Source organism: Stenotrophomonas sp. GZD-301 (genome assembly GCF_049310345.1).
In the GTDB taxonomy this organism is placed as follows: domain Bacteria; phylum Pseudomonadota; class Gammaproteobacteria; order Xanthomonadales; family Xanthomonadaceae; genus Stenotrophomonas.
On sequence record NZ_JBMOWY010000040.1, the window covers coordinates 16,786 to 39,056 of the forward strand.

The 22,271-nt window shown below is 67.6% G+C and carries 17 protein-coding genes; 12 read left to right on the forward strand and 5 right to left on the reverse strand.

The window, feature by feature from the left end:
- Nucleotides 1–16 precede the first annotated feature (16 nt).
- The gene (locus tag ACO6VK_RS10450) at nt 17–2,941 is read left to right on the forward strand and encodes a DNA repair protein (protein ID WP_422506852.1); all 2,925 of its coding nucleotides are present in this window, start codon (nt 17–19) and stop codon (nt 2,939–2,941) included.
- A 53-nt stretch (nt 2,942–2,994) separates the two neighbouring features.
- On the opposite strand, the gene ACO6VK_RS10455 is transcribed toward ACO6VK_RS10450, so the two are convergent.
- From ACO6VK_RS10455 to ACO6VK_RS10465, 3 genes are read right to left on the reverse strand one after another with little or no spacing between them, the layout of a single operon-like run.
- Complete coding sequence (locus ACO6VK_RS10455; protein WP_422506854.1) at nt 2,995–4,107, reverse strand: formylglycine-generating enzyme family protein; 1,113 nt, start codon at nt 4,105–4,107, stop codon at nt 2,995–2,997.
- Entirely contained in the window at nt 4,062–4,565 is a 504-nt protein-coding gene (locus ACO6VK_RS10460; protein ID WP_422506856.1) for a DUF3592 domain-containing protein, read from the reverse strand. Before ACO6VK_RS10460 ends, ACO6VK_RS10455 begins: the two co-directional genes overlap by 46 nt.
- Nucleotides 4,566–4,582: 17 nt before the next feature.
- Nucleotides 4,583–5,341, reverse strand: coding sequence for a hypothetical protein (locus ACO6VK_RS10465; RefSeq protein ID WP_422506858.1), 759 nt, complete (start codon nt 5,339–5,341; stop codon nt 4,583–4,585).
- 160 nt (nt 5,342–5,501) lie between these two features.
- On the opposite strand from ACO6VK_RS10465, the gene ACO6VK_RS10470 reads away from it, so the two are divergent.
- The 6 genes from ACO6VK_RS10470 (at nt 5,502) to ACO6VK_RS10495 (ending at nt 13,789) form a co-directional block, all read left to right on the forward strand.
- Nucleotides 5,502–6,413, forward strand: a complete 912-nt coding sequence (locus ACO6VK_RS10470; protein ID WP_422506860.1) for a M15 family metallopeptidase — start codon at nt 5,502–5,504, stop codon at nt 6,411–6,413.
- Nucleotides 6,414–6,518: 105 nt separating this feature from the next.
- On the forward strand, nt 6,519–6,779 hold the full coding sequence (locus ACO6VK_RS10475; RefSeq protein ID WP_026070970.1) for a PAAR domain-containing protein: 261 nt from the start codon (nt 6,519–6,521) through the stop codon (nt 6,777–6,779).
- A 59-nt stretch (nt 6,780–6,838) separates the two neighbouring features.
- A complete protein-coding gene (locus tag ACO6VK_RS10480; RefSeq protein WP_422506862.1) occupies nt 6,839–8,263 on the forward strand; it encodes a hypothetical protein in 1,425 nt (474 codons plus the stop codon).
- Between the two features lie 14 nt (nt 8,264–8,277).
- Nucleotides 8,278–12,021, forward strand: a complete 3,744-nt coding sequence (gene tssM, locus ACO6VK_RS10485; RefSeq protein ID WP_422506864.1) for a type VI secretion system membrane subunit TssM — start codon at nt 8,278–8,280, stop codon at nt 12,019–12,021.
- Entirely contained in the window at nt 12,018–13,001 is a 984-nt protein-coding gene (gene tagF, locus ACO6VK_RS10490; RefSeq protein WP_411851208.1) for a type VI secretion system-associated protein TagF, read from the forward strand. The genes tssM and tagF overlap by 4 nt, the downstream gene beginning before the upstream one ends.
- A 2-nt stretch (nt 13,002–13,003) precedes the next feature.
- A complete protein-coding gene (locus ACO6VK_RS10495) occupies nt 13,004–13,789 on the forward strand; it encodes an OmpA family protein (protein WP_422506867.1) in 786 nt (261 codons plus the stop codon).
- 20 nt (nt 13,790–13,809) lie between these two features.
- Here ACO6VK_RS10495 and tssA read toward each other — a convergent pair whose 3' ends face one another.
- Entirely contained in the window at nt 13,810–14,871 is a 1,062-nt protein-coding gene (gene tssA / locus ACO6VK_RS10500; RefSeq protein WP_422506869.1) for a type VI secretion system protein TssA, read from the reverse strand.
- A gap of 180 nt (nt 14,872–15,051) precedes the next feature.
- Here tssA and ACO6VK_RS10505 point away from each other — a divergent pair, with 180 nt between their 5' ends.
- The 5 genes from ACO6VK_RS10505 (at nt 15,052) to ACO6VK_RS10525 (ending at nt 21,769) form a co-directional block, all read left to right on the forward strand.
- Complete coding sequence (locus ACO6VK_RS10505; RefSeq protein WP_422506871.1) at nt 15,052–15,684, forward strand: decarboxylase; 633 nt, start codon at nt 15,052–15,054, stop codon at nt 15,682–15,684.
- 136 nt (nt 15,685–15,820) lie between these two features.
- A complete protein-coding gene (locus ACO6VK_RS10510) occupies nt 15,821–18,628 on the forward strand; it encodes a type VI secretion system Vgr family protein (protein WP_422506873.1) in 2,808 nt (935 codons plus the stop codon).
- A gap of 33 nt (nt 18,629–18,661) precedes the next feature.
- Complete coding sequence (locus tag ACO6VK_RS10515) at nt 18,662–19,489, forward strand: DUF4123 domain-containing protein (RefSeq protein WP_422506875.1); 828 nt, start codon at nt 18,662–18,664, stop codon at nt 19,487–19,489.
- 70 nt (nt 19,490–19,559) lie between these two features.
- Nucleotides 19,560–20,075 carry a DUF3304 domain-containing protein gene (locus ACO6VK_RS10520; protein ID WP_422506877.1) on the forward strand — a complete coding sequence of 172 codons (516 nt, stop codon included), beginning with the start codon at nt 19,560–19,562 and terminating at the stop codon, nt 20,073–20,075.
- The gene (locus ACO6VK_RS10525; protein WP_422506879.1) at nt 20,072–21,769 is read left to right on the forward strand and encodes a T6SS phospholipase effector Tle1-like catalytic domain-containing protein; all 1,698 of its coding nucleotides are present in this window, start codon (nt 20,072–20,074) and stop codon (nt 21,767–21,769) included. The genes ACO6VK_RS10520 and ACO6VK_RS10525 overlap by 4 nt, the downstream gene beginning before the upstream one ends.
- Nucleotides 21,770–21,800: 31 nt before the next feature.
- Here ACO6VK_RS10525 and ACO6VK_RS10530 read toward each other — a convergent pair whose 3' ends face one another.
- Nucleotides 21,801–22,181, reverse strand: a complete 381-nt coding sequence (locus tag ACO6VK_RS10530) for a VOC family protein (protein ID WP_422506881.1) — start codon at nt 22,179–22,181, stop codon at nt 21,801–21,803.
- Nucleotides 22,182–22,271: the final 90 nt, after the last annotated feature.

A 22,271-nucleotide genomic window follows, 5' to 3' on the forward strand; every position in this document is an offset into this window, starting at 1 on the left:
CTCCAGGAAGAATGATATGGCGAATGGAAATTTCAGGCTGACCTACGAAGACGGCAACCGTGGCGTGCATCCCGCCGCCAAGGTGCGCTATCGGATCCTCCAGCTGCCGGGGCGCGAACAGGTCGCGACGGGCGCAACCGACGCCAACGGCTACACCATCAACGTGGACAGCCAGAAGCAGGGTTACTTTCCGCTGACCAGCGTCAGGCCGATCGCGCCGGTCATTCCGATGAAGGCGCCGACGCTGCTGCGCTTCACCCTGCAGGTGTGGGACTACGACCTGCAGCAGTGGGCCGAGCCCGACCTGAAGCCGGTCAGCAAGCCGGTGCATGGCGGCAGGAACGAACTGAGCATCGGCACCAACGCGATCACGATGGCGCCGGTGGTCTGCGAGCTGTCGCTGCAGCCCTATCTGCGCGTGCTGTTCCAGATGCAGGCCAACAACACGCCGATCGCCAGTGCGCCGTACGAGGCGGTGATGCGCAACAAGGACGGCGATGAAGTGGCCGGCCTGGATGCCGCGCGCAAGCCGGTCAAGGGCAGCACCGGCAAGGACGGCATGACCCCGCGGATCACCTGCAACCAGCCGCTGAAGTTCAAGTTCACCCTGCCGGGCAGCAAGTCCGGCCGCAACACCGAGCTGCTCACGCCCTTGATCAAGGGGCAGCAGGTGACCAAGTACGTGCTCGGGCTGAAGAGCCAGATCGCCTCCACCGAACCCAAGGACGGGCGCACCGCGAACATCCAGGGCAAGGTCAGTGCGCCGGCGGTGCTCAACCCGCAGGCCGAGGAGATGCTGCTGCTGGGGCCCAAGGAGTGGGAAGAGTTCGAAGCGCTGAGCGGCACCATCGAGAACACGATGGCCGGGCTGCACCGCGCCCGCGACAAGCTCACCCTGGCGCTGCAGGGGCGTAGTCCGGAGGAGGTCAAGGCGGCCGAGAAGGCGCTGGGCATTGCCGAGGACGACGTGGCGAAAATGTTGAACGACAAGTTCGACAAGCTCACCGAACTGCAGGAACTGGTGACCTTCGAAACCTACGACAAGGGGCGCACGACGGGCAATGGCGGGGTCAAGGACCGCATGGGCATGCGCCGGCGCTACATTCCCAAGGCCAAGTACGAGGATCTCAAGCGGCGACGCGTCAAGGGCATCCCGATCAAGGTGGACATGGGGGTGGCGGGCAAGGTCAAGGCCGGCAACACCACCGCGTCCAACAAGGCCAAGCATGACCCGTACAGCAAGGAGGACTTCGACCGCGCCAAGTTCATGGAGTCGCTGAAGAAGATCACCACGGCGGCCAAGGTGAGCAAAGAGGTCAAGACCGATCCGTACGTGTTCGACTTCATCGAGGTGGCCGGCAACGAGTTCGCCGAGACCGTCAAGAAGAGCGAGAGCTACGAGGTGCAGAGCTCGGCACAGTGGCTGCGCTTCGTCGCAGGCGCCGGCGCCAGCGCCGAAGCGAACTGGGACCCGAAGAAGAAGACCGCGAGCGTCAAGGCCCAAGGCAGCGCGTCGGCCAAGCTGGTGCTGCTGGAAGCCAAGTGGGTGCATACCTACTCGGTGCCGTCGGCCAAGGGCTGGCAGATGCAGTTCCAGAACATCGACCTGGGCGCGATCGTGTTCGTGGTCGCCTGCGAGCTGTATGGCTTCCTCGGTGCCAAGGCATCGGTGGTCGGCTCGGCCGAACTGACCTACGTCGGTGGCAAGCCGACCGCGACGCCCACACCGCGCGACCGTGGCGATTCGATGTCGGAGAATTTCGACACCGCCCACGGCCTGCCGCGCGCCAACCTGGACCCGGCGCGCGTGGTGCCGATGGGGCAGAACGAAGGGGCGCCGAAGGGCAGCAAGGCCGGCGTGGAGATCAATGCCGAGGTCTTTGCCGGCGTCGAGGGCGGCATCATTCCCTCCGGCGACCTGCGCTGGCTGCCGCCGGACCGCCGTGAGCCGGTCAGCTTCGCCAAGCTGTCAGTGGACATCGCCGGCAGTGCCGGTGCGGGTGCCAAGGCGCAGCTGGTGATCTATTACGCCAAGGGCAAGTTCCGCATCAAGGCCGCCGCCCGTCTGTGCTGGGGGCTCGGTGCGAAGGGCGCGGTGGACTTCGCGGTCGATGCCGGCGGCATGGTCGAATTCGTGAAGTGGGTGTATTACCAGCTGGCCCATGCCGGCTTCAAGGCACTCACCTACATCGCCCAGGATGCGTTCCAGGCGCTGTCGCAGATCCTGTTCATGGTCATTGCGGAGGACAGCAGGGTCGGCAAGTACCTGACCGAGTCGTTCGCGACGGTCAATGCCATGTTCGATTCGCTGCAGGCACGCCTTGAGCGCGCCGAGGCCCGCTCCAAGCTGGTGGACAGCATCAATCAGAAGCCGGAGTGGCTGGTCTACGCGACGCCGGAAACCCGGGGCATGCTGCTGTACGCCATTACCCGCCACTACGTCGAAACGCACAGCCGCAACGTACCGACGATGGATGTGGGTTGGACCGACGTGCAGGTGCATGCGCTGCCGGCACACAAGCAGGCGATCCTCAACGTGATGCTGCCGATCACCACACGGCCGGAATGGGAAAACGTGATGCAGCACATGACCATCGACGGCCGCCGACGCGCCGACTCGGGCAAGGCCGAGGGCGACGTGGTGCGGTTCCTGGATTACGGCTGGTCGTTGAACAACGATCTGCCGGCGGTGTTCAAGCAGATGAACGTGCTGTCGCGCGACAAGCCCAAGGACCTGGGCAACTCCTATCTGCAGAAGTACATCGAGAAGCGCGTCGCGCTGCTCAAGGAATTCCCGCGCGGCTACGAGGTGGCCTACCTCAACTCCATCGACGACCCGGTGCAGCTGGCCGCGCTGGACGGCAGCGAATCGCCGACATTCGCGATGATGGATCCGGTGGACGTCTGGTTGAACCGCGACGACACCACCATGATCGCCTGATGCCGTCGCCGGCGGGGAGGCTCAGCCTCCCTCGTCGGCCTGCATGCCCAGGCTCAGCGTGCCGCGCCTGCGCAGCGGAAGCCGTTGCCGCCGTTCGGGTTGGGGTTGCCTTCCACCACATTGCCTTCGCCATCGGTCATCGGGCCAGGTTCGGGCACGCGGTGATTGCGGGTGAAGGTCATCGACGTGATCGACAGCTGATCGGCGGCACGATCGGTGCTGCTGCGCTGGACGCGCTCGGTGCCGGAGGCCGGGCCGCGCGGATTGCGCGTCTGGGCAGGGTCGTACTCGGGGGCATACCAGTCGGCGACCCACTCATAGCCGTGGTCGGCCATGTCGTACAGACCGAGGGGATTGGGCGGGAATGCGCCCAGCGAACTGGTCCGCGACCGCGTGCCGTGCATGTCGGCGAAAGCATCGTACTGGGCGATGCTGGACACATTGCGTCCGTCGTCGAGTGTGCCGGTGTCGGTGGCGTACACCCACATCCTGCCGCCGGCACGCGCCGCATATTCCCACTGGGCTTCGGTGGGCAGCGTCATCGGGGTGCCAATCTGTTTGCCGATCCATTCGCAGTACGCAACGGCCTGCGGCCAGCTCACGCCTGCCGCGATATCGGGCAGGGTGCGGTAGGGCTGATCCAGCCTGCTCTGCGCGACCCGCGGTTTGCCCACCGCATCGGTATACACATCGAAGTCGGCATAGCTCACTTTGCGTGCCTGCAGGGCGTAGTCGTCGAGCGTCACCTGGCGCAGCACGTCATCGTCGGTGACGCCGGAGTAGGGCAGTTTTTCGTCATTGTGCTGCGGGCCGAAATCGCCCATCAGGAACGTGCCGCCCTTGACCTGGACAAGCTGCGCGCGGGTTTTCGCCTTCAGCGCGTCCACCGCCCTGGCCGCATCGGCGGTCGATGCCTTTGCCGGCGTTGCGGCCGCCTTGCCGTCATCGGCGTGGCACGCCGCCGTCCCCAGGATGAGTGTCATTGGCAGCACTGCGGCCATCAGGGTGCGGTTGAAAAGCATGCCAGGTTCCTTTGACAGTGATGCCTTGAATAGTAACAAGCAGCCTGTTGGCAATGTGAATGCTGACGCACAGATGCGCACATGCGCGACGCGGTGGGTCAGCGTGCGCGCCTGCGCGTGCCGCGCGCGCTTTTCCGTGGCCACAGCAGCACGCCGAGACCGATGCCGAGGGCGGTCAGCAGCAGGCCGAGGCCACCCCAGATCAGGGACAGGCCCCAGTTGGCGAAGGTGCTGTCCAGGCGCGCTTCGTCGGGTGCATCGGCGCGATAGCGCACCTTCACCGCATCGCCGGTGGCATGGTCGGCCGGGAAGCTGCATTGGCCGCTGACGAACTGATAGGGCTGGTCATCCACCGCAATGAAGCTGATCCGCGGACAGTAGAACTGCCGGCGCTGGCCATCGCCGTCGCGATCGGTCGACCAGACGTCGACCACACCGACCACCTCGCCGTTGGCGCTCAACGATTCGGCGCGGAAGCGCAGTTCATCGCGCGCGAACCAGGCGGTCAACGCCAGCATGCACAGCCCGATGGCCAGCAACGTGGCCCACAACCAGTGCACGCTGATGTCGTCGGAGCGTCCGTCGGGGCGCAGTGCATTCATGCCGCGTGACGCGCCGCTTACATCGCCGGGCAGGCTGGATCCTTGCCCAGTACCGCAGCGCAGATCTTGCGGCGGCAGTCGATGCCCTTGAGCGTGTTGGCGCCCGGGCAGCGACGCAGCTGCGACTGGATGTTGGAGCTGGTCGAGGCGGTCGACTTCTTGCCGCCGATGCTGTCGAACGCGGTGTTGGCGTCCGCGTCCTGCTGGCGTTCGTCGGCCTGGATCTGCGCGATCAACGCATCCATCGTCTCCGGCTTGGCCTGTGCCTTGGCCTTGGCTTTGGGCTTGTCCTCTTCCTTGATGATGCCCAACAGCGTGCCGAGCAGATTCTCGTCGCCCTTGGGCTTGTCGCGTGCGGTGCGCGCGATGGCGCCGCCGGTTGCGGCCGGTCGTGCAGCGCCCGTCGCGGTGCTGGCCGTAGCCGCGGCTGCCGCGGCAGCGGCGACCGGGGCGACCGGAGCGGCGGCATCGGTGGCTGCGCCGGTCGCGGAAGACGCTGCGCCGGGTGCGGTGTCGACAGGAGCCGGCGCCGCATCGACGATGGTCGCGCCGCCCGCGTCGGGTGCCGGCGCCGCCGATGCATCGACGCTGCTTTCCGGTGGCAACGAATAGCCGATCGGTTCCTCGCCGCTGGTGCCCGCAGTCATCCGCCAGGCGGCCAACGCGCCCACGACGACGACAGCCAGCGCCAGAAGCGACAGCCACAGCCAACGACGTGATCGGGCACCGGTTGCGGGTGCGGCGCGTGCAGCGCCGGCCACCGGCCGTCCTTCCATGTCAGCCAGGATCCGGCCAGAGCTTGCTGCCGGACTCTTCGCCTGCGCTCCCCCTGAGAGCAGACTTGGTCGATTTATTCCGCCATTATTCAAGTGCATCCAGCCCTTGTTTGGGTCGGCGTCTGCCGAAAGCGAACCGCCCCATTCTAGTGACTGGGGCATGGCCGTCAACAGCGTATCTCAGGGAGCAGCAGTGGTCGTCATTGTCATAGGAGCGGTGGTGCTGTTGGTGGTGATGGCAATGGTGTGCTGGGTGCTGATGTTTCCCGACGCCTTTGACCGCGTGCACGCGCAGGTGGGCCGCTGGTTCGGTCGCGTCGGCCAGGCCGCCAGTGGCGCGGGCCGGCGCGTATCGCAGCGTACCGACCGGCTGCAGGGCGGCGTGCGTGAAGAGCTGGGTGCGGCGCAGGGCGCGCTGCGACGGCATTGGCCGGTGCTGGCGGCGGCAGCGCTGCTGCTGTCGATTCCGCCACTGGTGATTCTGATCACGCGGCAGAATGTGGTGCTCGATGAATTCCAGGGCGACGACCTGTCCGCGTCCGGCTCGATGGTGGCCCAGCTGTTGCGCGGTGAGCGGCTGACCCCGCCGCCGCCGCCGCCGCCGGAAGTCTTCACAACGGAAGAAATCCGCCGCACGCGACCAGAAATTGTGACGGCCGACAGAAAATGGACTCAGATCGATCCGGATCTGCAGCAGCGCGTGCTGGCGATCTACGAAGTCATGCGCCGACAATATGGGTATGAAATGGTGCTGGTGGAGGGGTACCGCAGCCCCGAGCGCCAGGCCGAGCTGATGAGTGGCGGCAAGGCCACGCGTGCCGGTGCCTGGCAGAGCTGCCATCAATATGGGCTGGGCGTGGACAGCGCGCCCATCCGTGATGGCAAGCTGCAGTGGGACATGGGCGACCCGTGGACCAAGCGCGCTTATTTCCTTTATGGCGAGCTGGCCGAACAGGCCGGGCTCGAGTGGGGCGGCAACTGGCGCAGCATCAAGGATTATGTGCACGTGGAAATGTCGCAGCGCTGCCGCGCGGCGCGTGCGGCGAAGAAAGCTGAATTGGCGGGAGGGTGATACTTTCGCCGGTCTACTGGTATCGTTGCGGGACGATCCGGATCGCCAAGGGGTACAGGGGGCGATGGAATGACCGGATGCGCACGCAATCAAGGAGCATGATTGATGTCACGACCATTTGTTGTAGTCGGGGATAAGTTGAGCCACGGTGGCACGGTGGTGAGCGGCGCAGCCGAAACCGACATCGGCGGCAAGCCGGTGGCGCGTATTGGTGACAAGGCGGTGTGTGCGGCACATGGGCCGACCACCATCGTCAGTGGCGACGCCACGGTGATCATCGACGGCAATCCGGTAGCGCGCGATGGAGACCGCACCGGATGCGGCGCCACGCTGATCGCATCACAGGCAACGACAGGCATCAACTGACAGGCAGCGTCGGTTCGACGGAACAGGATGGTTCGATGACTCAGGGAGCGGGACGCTAGATGTCCGGGATACTTGGGAAGGCGTTTTCGGTGATCGCGGTGTTCGCGGTGACCTGGGGAAGCGTGATTTTCTATTGGCGCAACAGCGGCACGGTACCGACCGGCATGGAGATGCTGGCGTATCTGGGCCTGTTGCCGGTGGGCGTGAGCAGTGCCGGCTTCATGCTGCGCAATGCCGGGCGCTCGTTGCTGGACAAAGCCGTGGCCGCGGCCGATGCGCCGGCTGCTGCGGACACGCCGGCGGCCGCCACGGCGGCGGACGCCGCGCCGCGCCCGTCGTCGGTGGCCGTGCTGGCCGCGGACATGCGGTTGGGCCTGGACATGGACGCCGACGCCTTGCTGGCGGCCGTGGGCGCGTTGCCGCGACCCGGCCTGGACGGTCGCTTCCATGATCGCGACGGACTGCCGCTGCTGATGTGCGCGTCCGCCGACCTGGACGATGCCCGGGTGCTGAAAGCGCAGATGGGTGCATTCGATACGCGCGCGGCCGAGCGCCGTGCGATGGCGCTGCTGGAACCGGTGGCCGACAGTCTGCTCGCCCAGGCGCTGCTCGCGCTGCCCGAACTGGAGGTAGCCGAAGAACGCGTGGTGGCCGGCCTGCGTCGTCGCGATGAGCAGGTGGTGGAGACGGTGCTGGCCGTTGAACTGCTGGTGCCGGCCGACTGGTCGGTGTCGGTGCGTAGCTTCTGCGCCGAATGGCTGCAGGGCCGGGCCGAGGCCAATGGCCTGGATGCGCGGCGCTTCACCGTCGACGTCGGCATCGCCGCCGATGCGGGTGAGGTGTGGTCGCGCGTGCAGCGCATTGCCGATGCCGTCGGGCAGGGGACGCCACAGTGGTATCTGCTGCTGTCGTGCAGCTCGGCGATTGACCCGGGTGTGGTGGCGGCATGGCTGGAAGAGAACCGCATCCTGCACCGGCAGAACAAGGAAGGCATGATCCCCGGTGAAGGTGCCGCGGGCGTGCTGTTCGCCACGCCGTCGCCGGCATTGGTCGAGGTGCCCCGGCTGTGGCGGCCGCAGCGGGTCGAGGTGGCGCCGCAGGCCGGTGCGGCCGAACGCCGCCGGCAGAGCGAGGCGCTCGGGCGCACCCTGTTGACCGGCCTGGCGGTGCCGCCGGAGCAGGTCCAGATGGTGCTGCACGATGCCGACCAGCGCAGCGAGCTGGCGGTGGATGCCTCGGCCGCCGCCACGGCGGTCAACCCGGATCTGGACATCGGCCGGCAGGCGCTCGCCTTGCCGGTCTGCGCCGGCGAGCTCGGGCCGGTACTGCCGTTGGCGCTGGTGACGCTGGCGCATGCCCATGCAGTGGCTGCGCAGAGCGCGGCACTCATTCTCGGCGTGTCCGCGCCCAGCCAGCGCGTGGCGGCGCTGGTGGATTTCCCTTCTTCGCATGACCCGTCGGCCGACAGTTTGTCGCCGGCCTAACCCTGGACGCCTAGATGATGTTGAGTAATTTCAGATTCTTCCTCAGCGACTATCGCCTGTGGATGGTGATCGGCTTGATCGGCGCGGGGTCGCTGGCGTACTTCGGCGCGGCCGAGGCGCGGCAGATCGGCATCTGGGTGGCGGTGGTGCTGGCAGCGCTGTTGCTGCTGGCGCTGATCGTGTGGGTGATCAAGCGCATCCTGGCCCGGCGGGCGGCCAAGCGCGTGGAAGCGATGGTGCAGACCCAGGCCGACCAGGCGGTCGCTGCGGCGCAACCGGCGCAACGTGCCGACACCGAAGCGCTGCGCTCGCGCATGATGGACGCGGTCAAGCAGATCAAGACGTCACGGCTGGGCGCGCTGAAGGGCAAAGCGGCGCTGTACGAACTGCCGTGGTACGTGATCATCGGCAATCCGGCGGCGGGCAAGAGCACCGCCATCCTCAACTCGGGGCTGCAGTTCCCGTTCGAGGACAACCGCAGCAATGTGATCCAGGGCATCGGCGGCACCCGCAACTGCGACTGGTACTTCACCACCACCGGCATCGTGCTGGACACCGCCGGCCGTTACTCGGTCAGCGTTGAAGACCGCATGGAGTGGTTGACCTTCCTCGGCCTGCTGAAGAAGAACCGTCCGCGCGCGCCGATCAATGGCGTGATCATCGCGGTGAGCATCGCCGAACTGTCCGGCAGCAAGCCGGAGTTCGCCATCGAACTGGCCAAGAACCTGCGCCAGCGCGTGCAGGAGATCACCGAGCGGCTGGAGGTGTTCGCGCCGGTGTATGTGCTGTTCACCAAGGCCGATCTGATCGCCGGGTTCAGCGAGTTCTTCCGCAACCTGGATCCATCCGAACGCGAGAGCGTGTGGGGCGCGACGCTGCCGTTCGACGTGCAGGCGCAGAGCGATGCGCTGACCGCCTTCGATGCCCATTTCGATGAGCTGGCCGAAGGCATCAAGGAGATGAGCCTGTCGCACATGGCCATGCAGCGCGGGCGCGAGGTGTCGCCGGGTCTGCTGACGCTGCCGCTGGAGTTCGTGGGTATCAAGCCGGCGCTGCGCACCTTCATCGCCACGCTGTTCGAGGACAACCCGTTCCAGTTCAAGCCGGTGTTCCGTGGCTTCTATTTCAGCAGTGCGCTGCAGGAAGGGCATTCGGTCCACCATGCCTCCGAGCGCGTTGGCCGCCAGTTCTCGCTGTCGTCGCGCGGCGCCGATACCGATGCCGCGCCCACCGGGCAGACCGCGTTCTTCCTCAAGGACCTGTTCCGCAAGGTGATCTTCTCGGACAAGGAACTGGTGCGGCAGTACTCCAGCCCGCACCAGAACCGCCTGCGCTACGGCGTGTTCCTTGGCGCGGTAGGCGTGCTGGCGCTCGCGCTGGGCCTGTGGACCTGGTCGTACACCACCAACGTGCAGCTGGTGAACAACGCCACCAAGGATCTGGAACAGGCCGTCCGCGTGCAGAAGGACCGGGTCGACCTGAAGTCGCGCATTGATGCGCTGCTGCTGCTGCAGGACCGCATGGAGCAGCTGGACCGCTACAAGAAGCAGGGCGGCATCACCACCAGCCTGGGTCTGTACCAGGGCGACAACATCCGCGCCAAGCTGATGAAGGAGTACTACCACGGCATGCAGCAGGTGATGCTGGATCCGACCGTGAGCAGCCTGGAAGGCTACCTCGGCCAGGTGGTTGCCGAGCGCGACAAGCTGGGGCAGGGCGCACAGGCGGCAGCCGAGAGCGAGGTGCTGTACCAGAACGCGTCGCCGACCAGCACCAACGATGCGTACAACGCCCTCAAGACCTACCTGATGCTGGGCAACCGCAAGCAGGTGGAGAGCGCGCATCTGTCCCAGCAGCTGACCCTGTTCTGGCGCAACTGGCTGGATGCCAACCGCGGCCAGATGAGCCGCGAGGACATGGTGCGGGCAGCCGAGAAGCTGATGAACTTCTATGTGGCCCAGTCGGCCGATCCGGGTTGGCCGCAGATCCAGAACAAGGTGACCCTGGTCAGCGACAGCCGCCAGGCACTGACCAAGGTGATGAAGGGGCAGCCGGCGATGCAGCGCGTGTTCGCGCAGATCAAGGCGCGTGCCGGTGCCCGCTTCCCGACGGTGACCGTGGATGCGCTGGTCGGCGAGGAGCGCAATGCCCGCCTGATCACCGGCAGCTACGCCATTTCCGGCGCGTTCTCGCGCAAGGCGTGGGAAGACTACGTCAAGGACGCGATCAACGAAGCGGCCAACACCCAGCTCAGTACCACCGACTGGGTGCTCGATACCACCGAGCAGAGCGATCTGTCGCTGGCCGGCAGTCCGGAGCACATCTCGCGCGAACTGGTCACCCTGTACAAGCAGGAGTACGCCAAGGAGTGGACCAAGTTCATGCAGGGGCTGAGCATCGCCCAGTTCGATACCTTCGAGCAGGCCACGGCGCGCATCAACACGCTGGGTGACGCCACCAACTCGCCGCTGCGCCTGCTGCTGGAGAAGATCAACGAGCAGACCATCTGGGACAATCCGGCCGCCGAGGCGCGTTCGAAGAAGGCCAAGGGTGGGTTCGTGGCGTGGTTCCAGAAGACCATCCTGCGCAAGGACCCGGAAGCGGCCGTCCAGCAGCAGCCGGTGGGTCCGATCGGAAAGGCGTTCGAGGGCATCGCCAAGCTGACCACCAAGCGTGCGGACCAGCCGGCGGTGATCGACGCGTACTTCGAAACGCTCGGCAAGCTGCGTGCCCGCCTGAACAACATCAAGAGCCAGGGCGAGCTGGGCGTAGGCACGCGCAAGCTGATGCAGGACACCTTCAGCAATGAAGGGTCCGAGCTGAGCGTGGCGCTGGCACTGGTCGACGAGCAGGTGCTGACCGGGCTCGATGCGGCCCAGCGCGACGCGCTGCGTCCGCTGCTGCTGCGTCCGCTGACCCAGACGTTCATGGCGCTGGTCGAGCCGACCGAGGGCGAGGTCAACCGCAGCTGGGGCGCGCAGGTGTACGAGCCGTTCAAGGCACGCATCGGCCAGCAGTATCCGTTCAATCTCAACTCGGACGTGGATGCCGCACCGAGCGACATCGCGGCGATCTTCGGCGCCAGCGGCAGCATCGCCGCGTTCAACAAGGACGCGCTCGGTACCCTGGTGATCCAGCGCGGCAACCTGCTGGAAGCACGGCGCTGGGCGGGCATGGGCATCACCCTGTCCAACGAGCTGGTCGCCAAGTACGGCAACTGGGTCAGCGGCGGCGCGGCGGGTGCGGCTTCGCAGGACACCACGATCTTCGAACTGCTGCCGGCACCGGCTACCGGCGCGATCGAGTACACCATCGAGATCGACGGCCAGACGCTGCGCTATCGCAATACGCCGCCGCAGTGGACCACCATGCAGTACCCGAACCTGGGCCAGGTGCCTGGTGCGAAGGTCACCGCGGTGGCGCCGGATGGCCGTACGGTGGAGGTGTTCAACGCCGCCGGTGCCAATGGCTTCAGCCGCCTGATGAAGGAAGGCCAGTATGAGCACCTGGAAGGCGGCAGCAGCCGCATCACCTGGAGCGCCGATGGCGTGGCGGTGACGGTTGAGATGCGGGTGGTGCGCCGTGCCGGTGCTGCGGCCGATGGCGGCGACTGGCAGCGCGGCCTGCAGCTGCCGCAGACCGTGGCCGGCAGCGGCCCGGTCGCGGCCGCACCGACCGCGCCGGGCGCCACTGCGCCGGCCGCTGCAGGTGCACCCGCGGCGACCGCGCCTGCGCAGTCGACCGGAGGTACGCCATGAGCCGCGCGGTGAGCGCCGGGGTGTCCTACTTCGGCAAGGTGCCCTCGCGCGGCGACTTCGTGCGCGCGGCGGACAACCACCAGCTGCTTGGCTGGCTGGACCGCTGGGCCGGCGAGAGCGTGGAACTGCTGGCGCAGAACCCGGACTGGAAGCGCGTGTACGATGCCTCGCCCGAGATCCACTACGCGTTCCTCGGGTCGCGCAGCAAGCTGGTGCTGTGCGGGCACTTCCTGGCCAGTCGCGATGCCTCGCAGCGGCGGTTCCCGCTGCTGTCGGCGGTGCGCCTGGAGGCGGCCGAGCCGCTGCCGTTCATCGGCCGCAGTCCGCTGGCGATGTCCAACGCGTGGTCGGGGCTGTCGCGCATGGCGCGCCAGGCCTTCAGCGACGAAGACGCCGGTCCGGCGTTGAACGAACTGGCCGATGCGCGCTTCAGCATCAGCACCGATCCGAGTGCCTACAACGCCACCTTCCGTGACTTCCTCGATGGCCAGACGATCGGTTCGATGGAGCGGCTGCTGCGCGATGCGGGGCATCCCGAGATCGCGCTGAAGCAGGCGCTGCCGGCACTGGGCCTGCTGCTGCAGCCGGTGCTGAGCGGCGGCGACGTCAACGTGGACCGGGCGCTGGTGTTCCCGCTGGTACGCGACCCGCTGTATCGGCCGCTGGTGGCGGCATTCTGGCTGGACATCGTGTCGTGCTTCGTTGCCCGCGGCGATTTCGAGCTGGCCGTCCTGATCCGCAACGATGCCGCGCCGACGATGGTGGTGGGGTTCAACGGGGCAGACCGGCACGCGTTGCGTGCCGTGCTGGACCCGGCCGAGGCCGGTGACTTCCTGATCCGCGTGCAGCAGGCCGAATGGGTCGATGACTACCTGCACAGCGACTACAACCTCAATCGCTTTGCCAGCTATCTGGATCGCGATGACCTGGCATTGAGCACGGCGCGCAGCCTGTTCGGCGAGACTTTCCTGGGAACCTGACCATGCGCCTTCGTTCTGCTTCTGTACTTGTCCTGGCCGCGCTGACGTCGATCGGCACGGCCGTCGCTGCCGGCCAGGCCGCGCCGGCGGCTGCTGCCACCGAGCGCCCGGTCGTGATCGAGGGGGTGGTGCCCGACCAGGCCACCAAGGCGCGCCTGTTGAAGAACCTGCGTGAGGTCTACGGTGCCGAGCGGGTGGTGGACCGTGTGCAGGTCGAGTCGATCGCGACGCCGCCCAACTGGGGCGACTACGTGGCCGGCATGATCAACCCGGGGCTGAAGCGCGTGTCGCCGGGCAAGCTGGAGATCAACGGCCAGTCGGTGCGGGTCAGCGGCGAGGTCGGCAATGAGGCGCTGCGCCAGCAGGTGGCCAGCGACCTGAGTCTGGCCAGCAACACCTCCTACACGGTGACCAACGCGCTCAAGGTGGGCTCCCAGCAGAAGCTGCTGGACCAGACCCTGGCCAACCGCATCATCGAGTTCCAGAGTGGCAGCGCCAAGCTGACCCCGCTGGGCATGCGCATCCTCGATGAGATGTCCGAGAAGATGGTGCAGATGGGCGACACCAGTTTCGTGGTGATCGGCCACACCGACAATGTCGGGCAGCGCGAGAGCAACCTCGCGCTCAGCCACGCGCGCGCCCAGGCGGTGAAGGCCTACCTGGTGCAGAAGGGCATCGCGGCCAACCACCTGGACGTGGTCGGCAAGGGTCCGGACGAACCGGTGGCCGACAACGCCAGCCTGGACGGTCGCGCACGCAACCGTCGCATCGAGTTCAAGATCCAGTAACGGCGTGACGCTCGACGGGCTTACTGCCCGTCGAGGTTCTGGTTGATGTCCAGCATTTCTTCCATCTGGTCGAGCACGCTGGAATCCTTGATCACCCGCTTGAGCCACACGTGCAGCGGCATCTCGCCCCAGCGCGCGGCCTTCTCGGCCAGATACGCCACCGGGCTGTGCGGTTCGGTGCGGCGGAAGAACTCGGCCACCTGGCGCAGCTGCTGCAGCGCCTCCTTGCGCGTGGTCGGAGCGCCGCCGGGACCGCGTGCGGCGGCGGGGGCAGTGTCGCCAGGAGCGGTCTGGGCGGTGAAGGCGTCTTCGGCGTCGAGCTCATCGACCACCTCGCCGTCGAGCAGTACGCCTGCATCACGCGCGAAACGCATCACCGTGCGCTGGAGGTGTTCGATCTGTTCGCGGACCGCACTGAAACTGGGGCCATCCAGGCCCAGCCGATTGTCCACGGCAGCCTGCAGCGTCACCAGCGCGTCGGCGCACTCGGGCAGGATCTCCACCAGTTGCCGGTAGAACTCATGCTGGGTATCGCGGCGCGCTGCTTCCAGCTGTTCCAGCCCGGGGCGGTCGTCGTGATAGTCGCCGCCGTTGCTGGCGCGGGCGTGTGCGACTTCGAAATCGGTGAGCGTGAAACGGCCCTGCGGCGCCGACACGATCGGCACGTTGCGCAGCCACTGCAGGGAATTGCTGAGCAGCCAGCTCAGATTGCCGATGCGTTCTTCCTGGTCGTCGTCCGGCGCCTGCGGGTGCACCACGTCCCAGTACTGGTCGCACAGCCCGGCTACCACGCGGTAGCCAACGGCCAGGCCGCGGAAGCCTTCCACCTGGGTCGCCGCCTCCGTCAGCCAACCGGCCAGGCGCAGGTCCTTGGTGCGGGTCTGCAGCAGGTCGGCGCATTCGCGCGCGACGCTGGACCAGTCGGCGTACTTGATGTCGGTCTGCCACTCGCCCTGGTCCAGGGTCGGGTCGTCGGCGCGCCGGCTTTCCTGGATACGGTCGAACTCGGGGGAGAAGGCAAGATCCTCGCCGGCGGGGGCGTGGTCGGTGATGGGGGCCAGCAGGGCATCCTGATCCAGCATGGCAAATCTCGTGATGGGAACACCCCGATTCTAGCCTGCGTTTGCGCGCGGAGTGATGGCGGGCCACGGGTGTTTGCCTGGCGACCGGCGCCGGTGCATAGTGCACGCACCGTGAAGGTCCGCGCCCGCGATGGGGGCGGGGAATCCATGACTGACTGACACCGGGGAAGGGTCGCCGACATGCAGGGAAGAACAATTTCACAGGCGCTGTTGCTGGCGCTGGGACTGGTGGCCGGCCTGGATGCCGCCGCACAGGCCACGACCGATGCCAAGGGCTTCGGCGGGTGGCGCAACCTCCACTCCGAGAACGGCGCTGAGCCTGCGCTGGAGGATGTTCCCTTCGCGATGCTGCCGACGGAGACGGCCAAAGGCACCCGGTTCGCCATATTGGACCGCGAGGGCAAGCGCACCGTGTGCTGCATGGTGGTGACCAGCGACCGCTTGGACGCAACTGCCCTGGAGCAGCGTTACCGTCTGCCGGGCGTCTGGGTGTCGGACGTGCTCAACGAAGGGACCAACGAAAACCGCCCCTACGAACCGCGCGTGTACGAAATGAAGCGCGAAGGGGCCTTGCAGAGCTACGCCTTCTTCGATGCCGCCGAGGCGTACAGCGACCTCGGTGGGTTGCTGCTGCCGCCGTCGGCCACGCTGGATGCGGCGGGCAATGTGAAGGTCGGCGCGGACACCTACACACTGCAGTTCCAGTCCACTGCCTTCGCCGATGACGACGGCGCGCTGGACCGTTTCACCCTGCGACCGGTGGGCAAGCCCGGCAAGCCGGTAACCGTCGAAGTTCCGTACGGAACGTATTGAGACAGCATGGATTGACGCTGCTTTAACAGGCAGCGTCTTGCTAGCGTGCGTCTGTCATTGGCATCTGCTACCGTCGTGTCCACAGGGGATGGAAGCGTCGCGGGCTGCGCCCGTGGCGTGCACGACTAGGTGAGCCATGGATGCACTACGGAACCTGATGACGCAGGCGGCCCGGTTGTCGGGCGAGCAGCGTCTGTACCAGCTTTCACTGCCGGCCGCGCCCGATGTGGTGGTAGAGCAGTGGCACGGCCAGGAACAGCTGTCGCAGGGATTTCGGCACGAGGTGACATTCCTGTCACTGCAGGCCGATCTTCCCCTGGAGACCTGGCTGGGCGCGCGCGCGAGCCTGCAGACGCGGCTCGCTGACGGCGCCATGCACGCCCGCACCGGGGTGGTGACCGAAGCGCATCTGCTCGGCGCCGACGGTGGCCTGGCGCGCTATCGGATCACGCTCTGCGATGCCAGCTGCTGGTTGGCGCAGACGCGCCACAGCCGCGTGTTCCAGGACCAGACCCTGCAGCAGATCGTGGACAGCGTGTTCGCCGCGCACCAGGGCAATGTGGCCTGGCGCTGGAGCGAAGAAGTGGCCGATTTCCTCAAGGGCGCGCGCCAGCGCAGCTACTGCGTGCAGTACCGCGAAAGCGATCTCGATTTCGTGCATCGGTTGCTGGCCGAAGAAGGCCTCGGCTGGCGCGTGCAGCCGGATGCAGATGACGGCGACGGCGGCGGTCACGCGCTGGTGCTGTTTGCCGACAGCGGCGTGCAGCCGCAGGACGCGGTGAGCGCGCGCAGTGGCGGCATCCGCTTCCACCGTGCCGACGGCACCGAGCAGCACGATGCCGTGCAGGCGCTTGGCCAGCGGCGGCAACTGGGCGCGCAGTCGCTGTCGCTGCACAGCGACGATTACCGTACCGTGCGCTCGCTGGGCGCCGGCGTGCCGCTGGACGGCGGCGGCAGCGGCGAGCGTGAGGTCTACGATCCGACCGGCGCCTATGCCTTCGTGGATCGCCATGAAGCGGATCGCTACGCGGGTCTGATGGCACAGGCCAGCGAGGCCCGCTGGAATGGCTGGCAGGGGCGCAGCACCGTGCGCAGCGCGACGGCTGGGCACTGGCTGCAGCTGTGCGACCTGCCGGGCGACGCGCCGGCGGAGCTGCTGCTGGTGTCGCTGCGTCTGGCCGGCATCAACAATCTGCCGGCCGATGCCCGCGATGCGCTGGAGGCGGCCCTCGGGCCGGCCGTGCAGCCCGATGCCGACGCTGCACCGCTGTGGGACGACGCGCGCCGGCATGGCTTCGCGGCGACGTTTTCGGCCGTGGCGCGCGACCAGGTGTGGCGCCCGATCCTGCAGGACGAGACCGGCGCGCGGCTGAATCCGCGCCCCTTGGCGCCGGGCTACCAGACCGCCGTGGTGGTGGGCGATGCGTCGCGTGGCGGTGGCCCGCAGGAGGTCCATGCCGACGGCCTGGGCCGGGTCCGGGTCCGCTTCCATTTCCAGGCTGATCGCCGTGATGCAGGCACCGCACAGGACAGCACCTGGTTGCGGGTGGCGCAGCGCTACGCCGGCCCGGGCGTGGGCAGCCAGTTCCTGCCGCGCGTCGGCCAGGAGGTCCTGGTGGGCTTCCTGGAGGGCGACATCGATCGGCCCGTGGTGGTGGGCAGCCTCTACAACGGACAGGGCGAGGCGGGCGTTGCCCCGACGCCCGGCGGCAAGACCGCCGAGACCGACACCGGTGCGTATGCCCAGGCGACCGACCGGATCGCCAGCGCACAGGGCAATCGCAGTGGCGGCCAGGCGCCCGCGTGGCACGCCGCCGCGGCCGGCGATGACGCGCACCGTCATCCCGGCGCGCTGTGGGGCGTGCAGTCGCGCGAGTGGTCCGGCGAAGGGCATTCGCGCCTGCTGTTCGACGACAGTGACGCGCAGCTGCGCCTGCAGCTGGCGACCACGCAGTCGAGCAGCGCGCTCACCCTCGGACACCTGATCCACCAGGCCGACAACTTCCGCGGCAGCCTGCGGGGCGAAGGCTTCGAACTGCGCACCGATGCCTGGGGCAGCCTGCGCAGCCGCGCCGGCCTGTGGCTGAGTGCGTACGCCGGTGGCGCGGCGTCCCCGGCCGGTACCGTGTCCGCGCCGGTCGCGTTGTTGAGCCAGCTGAAGACCCTGGGGACCACGTTCGCGCAGGCCGCAGGCACGCACCTGACGGTCAAGCTGGCCAGCGCCGAGGGCGTGGGCCGCCCGCAGCATTCCAAACTGGTCGACGACGCTGCGCCGCTTGACGCGGTACTGCGCAGCGCCCGGGCCACAGTGCCCGGTGACACCTTTGCCGATGCGCGTGCCGCCGCCGGCGACCGCGACGGATCGGCCGGCGAGGGCAGGGTGCCGCATGCCGGCGATCCCCTGCTGGGGCTGGCCGCCCCGGGGGGCGTACTGCATCGCGCGGGTCAGTCCATTCACTGGAGCCTGGGCGAGACGCTGACGCTGGGCAGCGGCCTGGCCAGCGAGGCGATCGTGCTCGGGCAGTCGCGCTGGCACAGCCGCCAGGCCATCGGCGTGCTGGCCGCCGCGCGTACCGGCCAGGGGGCGCAGACGCGCACGCTCAGCATGGTGGCCGGGTTGGGCGTGCTGGATGTGCAGGCGCAGAACGACAGCCTGCGCGTGCAGTCCAAGGCAGGGCTGCGCGCGGCAAGCGCACAGGCCGCGGTGGAACTGGCGGCAGGCCGCACCGTGCATGTGGCCACCGCCGGTGGCGCGAGCGTGACCATCGAGGGCGGCAACATCACCTTCACCGCGCCGGGCAACATCACCGTTCACGCGGCGAAGAAGTCGTTCCTGCCCGGTGGCAGCGGCAACTATCCGTTGCCGGTGTTCCCGCAGTCGGTGTGCAAGGAATGCCTGCTGCTGGCCGCGCAGCGCGCCGCTCCCTTGACCCCGAAGGGCTGACCGATGCTGCCGACCCGGTTTCCGAGCACGACCGTGTTGCCGCTGGACGCGGCGTTCCGTCGCTATCTGCTGCTGGACGGTGCGCAGTGCGCGCAGCCCCAGGCCGTACTGAAACGCCTGCCGTATGCGGCGTCCCGCCTGTTTGACGGTCTGCTGGCCGACGGCAGCGCCGACACCTCGGTATATCTGGTGCCGCTTCCGGCGGCCCTGGACCTGGAGGAGGCGATGCCGCGCCTGCAGGAGGACATACAGTCGCTCGGCGCGCTGACGTTGCTGGAGTCGCCGTTGGAGAGCGGTGAACTGGCACAGCGGCTGGCGCGCCGCCTGGATGCGCGCTATCCGAACGGCAAGGAGTTCATCGCGCGCTTCTACGATGGGCGGGTGCTGCCGTGGTGGGTACAGGCGCTGGATGATGCCCAGCGGCACGACTTCCTGGCGGTGGGCGAGCGCTGGCATTACGTGACGCACGACCACCGCTGGGACACGCTGACGCTGCACTGCCCGGCGCAGGACCCGCATGCCGTGCCGTGGACGCTTGACGCGCCGCAGCGCCACGCGCTGATCGACGCGTCGTATCCCTACACCCTGATCGAGCACTTCCAGCTTACCGACCCGGAGCTGCTGGACCGCCTGCCGTCGGCGAACTGGTATGCGTTTCTACGCAACGCGGTGGCCGTGGCGTCCGCGTTCGGCATCGAGGACAGCCGCCGGGTGGTGATGGTCTGCACGTGGGCGCTGCTGGTCGGCGACGACCTGGGCGAGGATCCGGAGTGGCAGGTGCGGCTGCGCGACTTCGCGGACGGGCGGCGCAACGCAAAGGAGATCGGCGACGAAGTGTGGCCGATGGAGGAGAGCTGGTGAACGCACCGGGCATCATTCAATCGTCAACCGGGCGCGCGAACGGCGCCGCCCACTGCGTCGTGGAGTCGTCATGCTGAGCAACAAACCGCTGCTGTGGATCGTCGTGGCCGTGATCGTACTGGCCGCTGCCAGCGCAGGCTGCGCCCGCGCAATGGCCAAACCCAAGCCGCGCTCGCCGTACCTGACGTTGTTCGCCTTCAACTACAGCGACCGCTATCTGCATGACGTGCGCGTGGACGGCAAGTGGATGGGCGGCGTATCGGCCTATACCAACGGCGGGTCGGTGATGGGGCCGCTGGCGCCGAAGCACGACAAACCGCTGTCGATCCGCGTCGAGTGGGAACTGTCGGACCGCTACGACCTCACCACCAATACCTACCAGACCGTCGGCCCGCGCGAACCGCGCTCGGCGGTGGTGACGGTGCGGCAACCGTACCCGCCGGACCCGCGCACCCTGCTGCTGCACTTCTACCAGGACGGCCATGTCGAGGCCGAACTGATCGACCGCTCGAAGGATTACTGGGATTCCCGCCGCGAGGTGCTGCCCAAGGGCCACATCGCCAATGACGGAGCAGCACGCCCATGACGGCCCAAGACCCTACCGCCATTCCCGGCCAGGTCGACCTGGAGCCCGGCTCGCCCGAGCCGGTGGCCGATGCCGACCCCACCGCGCGTACCGCGCGGCTGGCGCGCGGCACGCGCCCGATGACCGACGCCGAGCGACAGCAGCGGCAGGCGGCGCAGAGCTGTTCCCTGCCGGACAAGGAGGATGCGACCACCGGCTGCAGCCAGGCGCTGCATTTCACCGTGTACTTCGACGGCACCGGCAACAACCGCGATGCGGAGCTGGCCAAGGCCGAATCCGAGCGGGCGCTGTCGAACATCGCGCGGCTGTACAGCGCACGCATCGATGGCCGCCCCAATGTGGTGTCGACCTACATTGCCGGGGTGGGAACGCCGTGCCCCGAAGTGGGCGATACCGGTGGCATGCTCGGGCTGGCGATCGGCAAGGGCGGCCGCGAGCGCATCGACTACGCGCTGGAAGAGCTGGACATGAAGATCCAGCAGCAGCCGCCATCCATGCGCATCGTGATCCTCAATGTGGCGGTGTTCGGCTTCTCGCGCGGGGCCGCGCAGGCGCGCGGTTTCGTGCGCGATCTGGTCGCGCTGTGCAAGCGGCAGCCCGATGGCACCTGGCTGTATCGCGACAGGACGCCGATCCGGATCGGCTTCGTTGGCCTGTACGACACCGTGGTGTCGGTGTGGCCGTCGCTGGCGCATGCGGCGGTCAATGCGGGCAACGGCCACAACGGCTGGGGCGAGGGCATGCGCATTCCGCAGATGGTCGTGCAGTCGGTGCACATGACCGCCGCGCATGAACTGCGCGGCCAGTTCCCGCTGGACTCCACCCGTGACGATGCGCGCTATCCCGACAACACCCAGGAGATCTGGTACCCGGGCGTGCACTCGGACGTGGGCGGTGGCTACGACCCGCAGCACCAGGGACGGCAGAACAGCATCGCCCGCTTCGCGCTCAACGAGATGTACGACATCGCGCTGGCCGGTGGCGTGCTGCTGAACCCGGTGACGCGCCTGCCGTCGCCGGTGCGGACCGAGTTCGACAAGACCGATCCCGAGCTGCAGGCGGCCTACAACGCCTACCTGCAGGCAGTGCGGATCAAGCGCGGGCGCATGGAAGACGTGCAGGCCGCGCACATGGAGCTGCTGCACCGCTGGCTGAAGGTGCGCGTGGCGCGTGGCGACAAGCTGCCGTCGATGCAGCGCCTGGCACAGCGGCAGCAGCAGCTCGAGGACGAGGTCAAGACGTTGCGGCGCGAGAAAATGCGGCTGCGCGATCCGTATGGGAACGACTACGCCGCCTCCAGCATGACCAGCGAGGAGATCGCCGAGTGGAACCGGGCGTCCGATGCGCTCAGTGCGCGCAGCGACGCACTCGGCGAGGTCAAGAAGCAGCGCAAGGGCCTGGCCAGTGAGACCGACACGCTGGTCGGCAAGATGGTGGCGCTACGCCGCAAGCGCGAGCGCGGCAAAACGTTGACCCTGGCCGAACGCACCATGCTGGACGCGTGGGACAACAAGACCCTGCTGCCGGAGGCGGTGGAGACCTTCTTCGACGGCTACGGCCACGATTCGATCTCGCACTGGTTCATCGGCAACCTGGCGCAGTGGCGCGTGCTGTACTTCGGCGACACCAAGTACAAGCCCGGCGAGGTGGTGGAAGGCGCGACCGCGCCGCAGGAGCAGACCGAACCGGCCTGACCGCCGCGGGCCGCCGCGCCCGCGGGTGCGGTCAGTCGCTGTGGCCGCGATGCACCGCTTCCACCCGGTAGCCGTCCGGGTCGACCAGGAAGGCCGCGTAGTAGGTGTCGCCATAGTCCGGTCGCAGCCCGGGGCCACCGTTGTCGGTGCCGCCGGCCGCGACCCCCGCCGCATGGAAGGCCTGCACCGCCTGTGGCGACGATGCCGCGAACGCAAGGTGGAAACCATCGCCGGGCGGCGCCGCGTCGGGCGTCAGGTTGAGCAGCAGCAGGTCCTGATCATCGACCAGACCGTAGCCGATGGATTCCGGGCCATCGAACACGCGGCGATAGCCAAGCGCGCCCAGCGTACCGTCGTAGAAGCGGCCTGCGCGCGGCAGATCGCGCACGCCGAGGGAGAGGTGATGCAGCATGCGGTCGGTTCCAGGCAGGGAGGCATGGAGCATACCGCGACCGCGCCTCCAGGCCTTCCGTGAGCGTCCCGAAAAACGCCATTGCGGGCC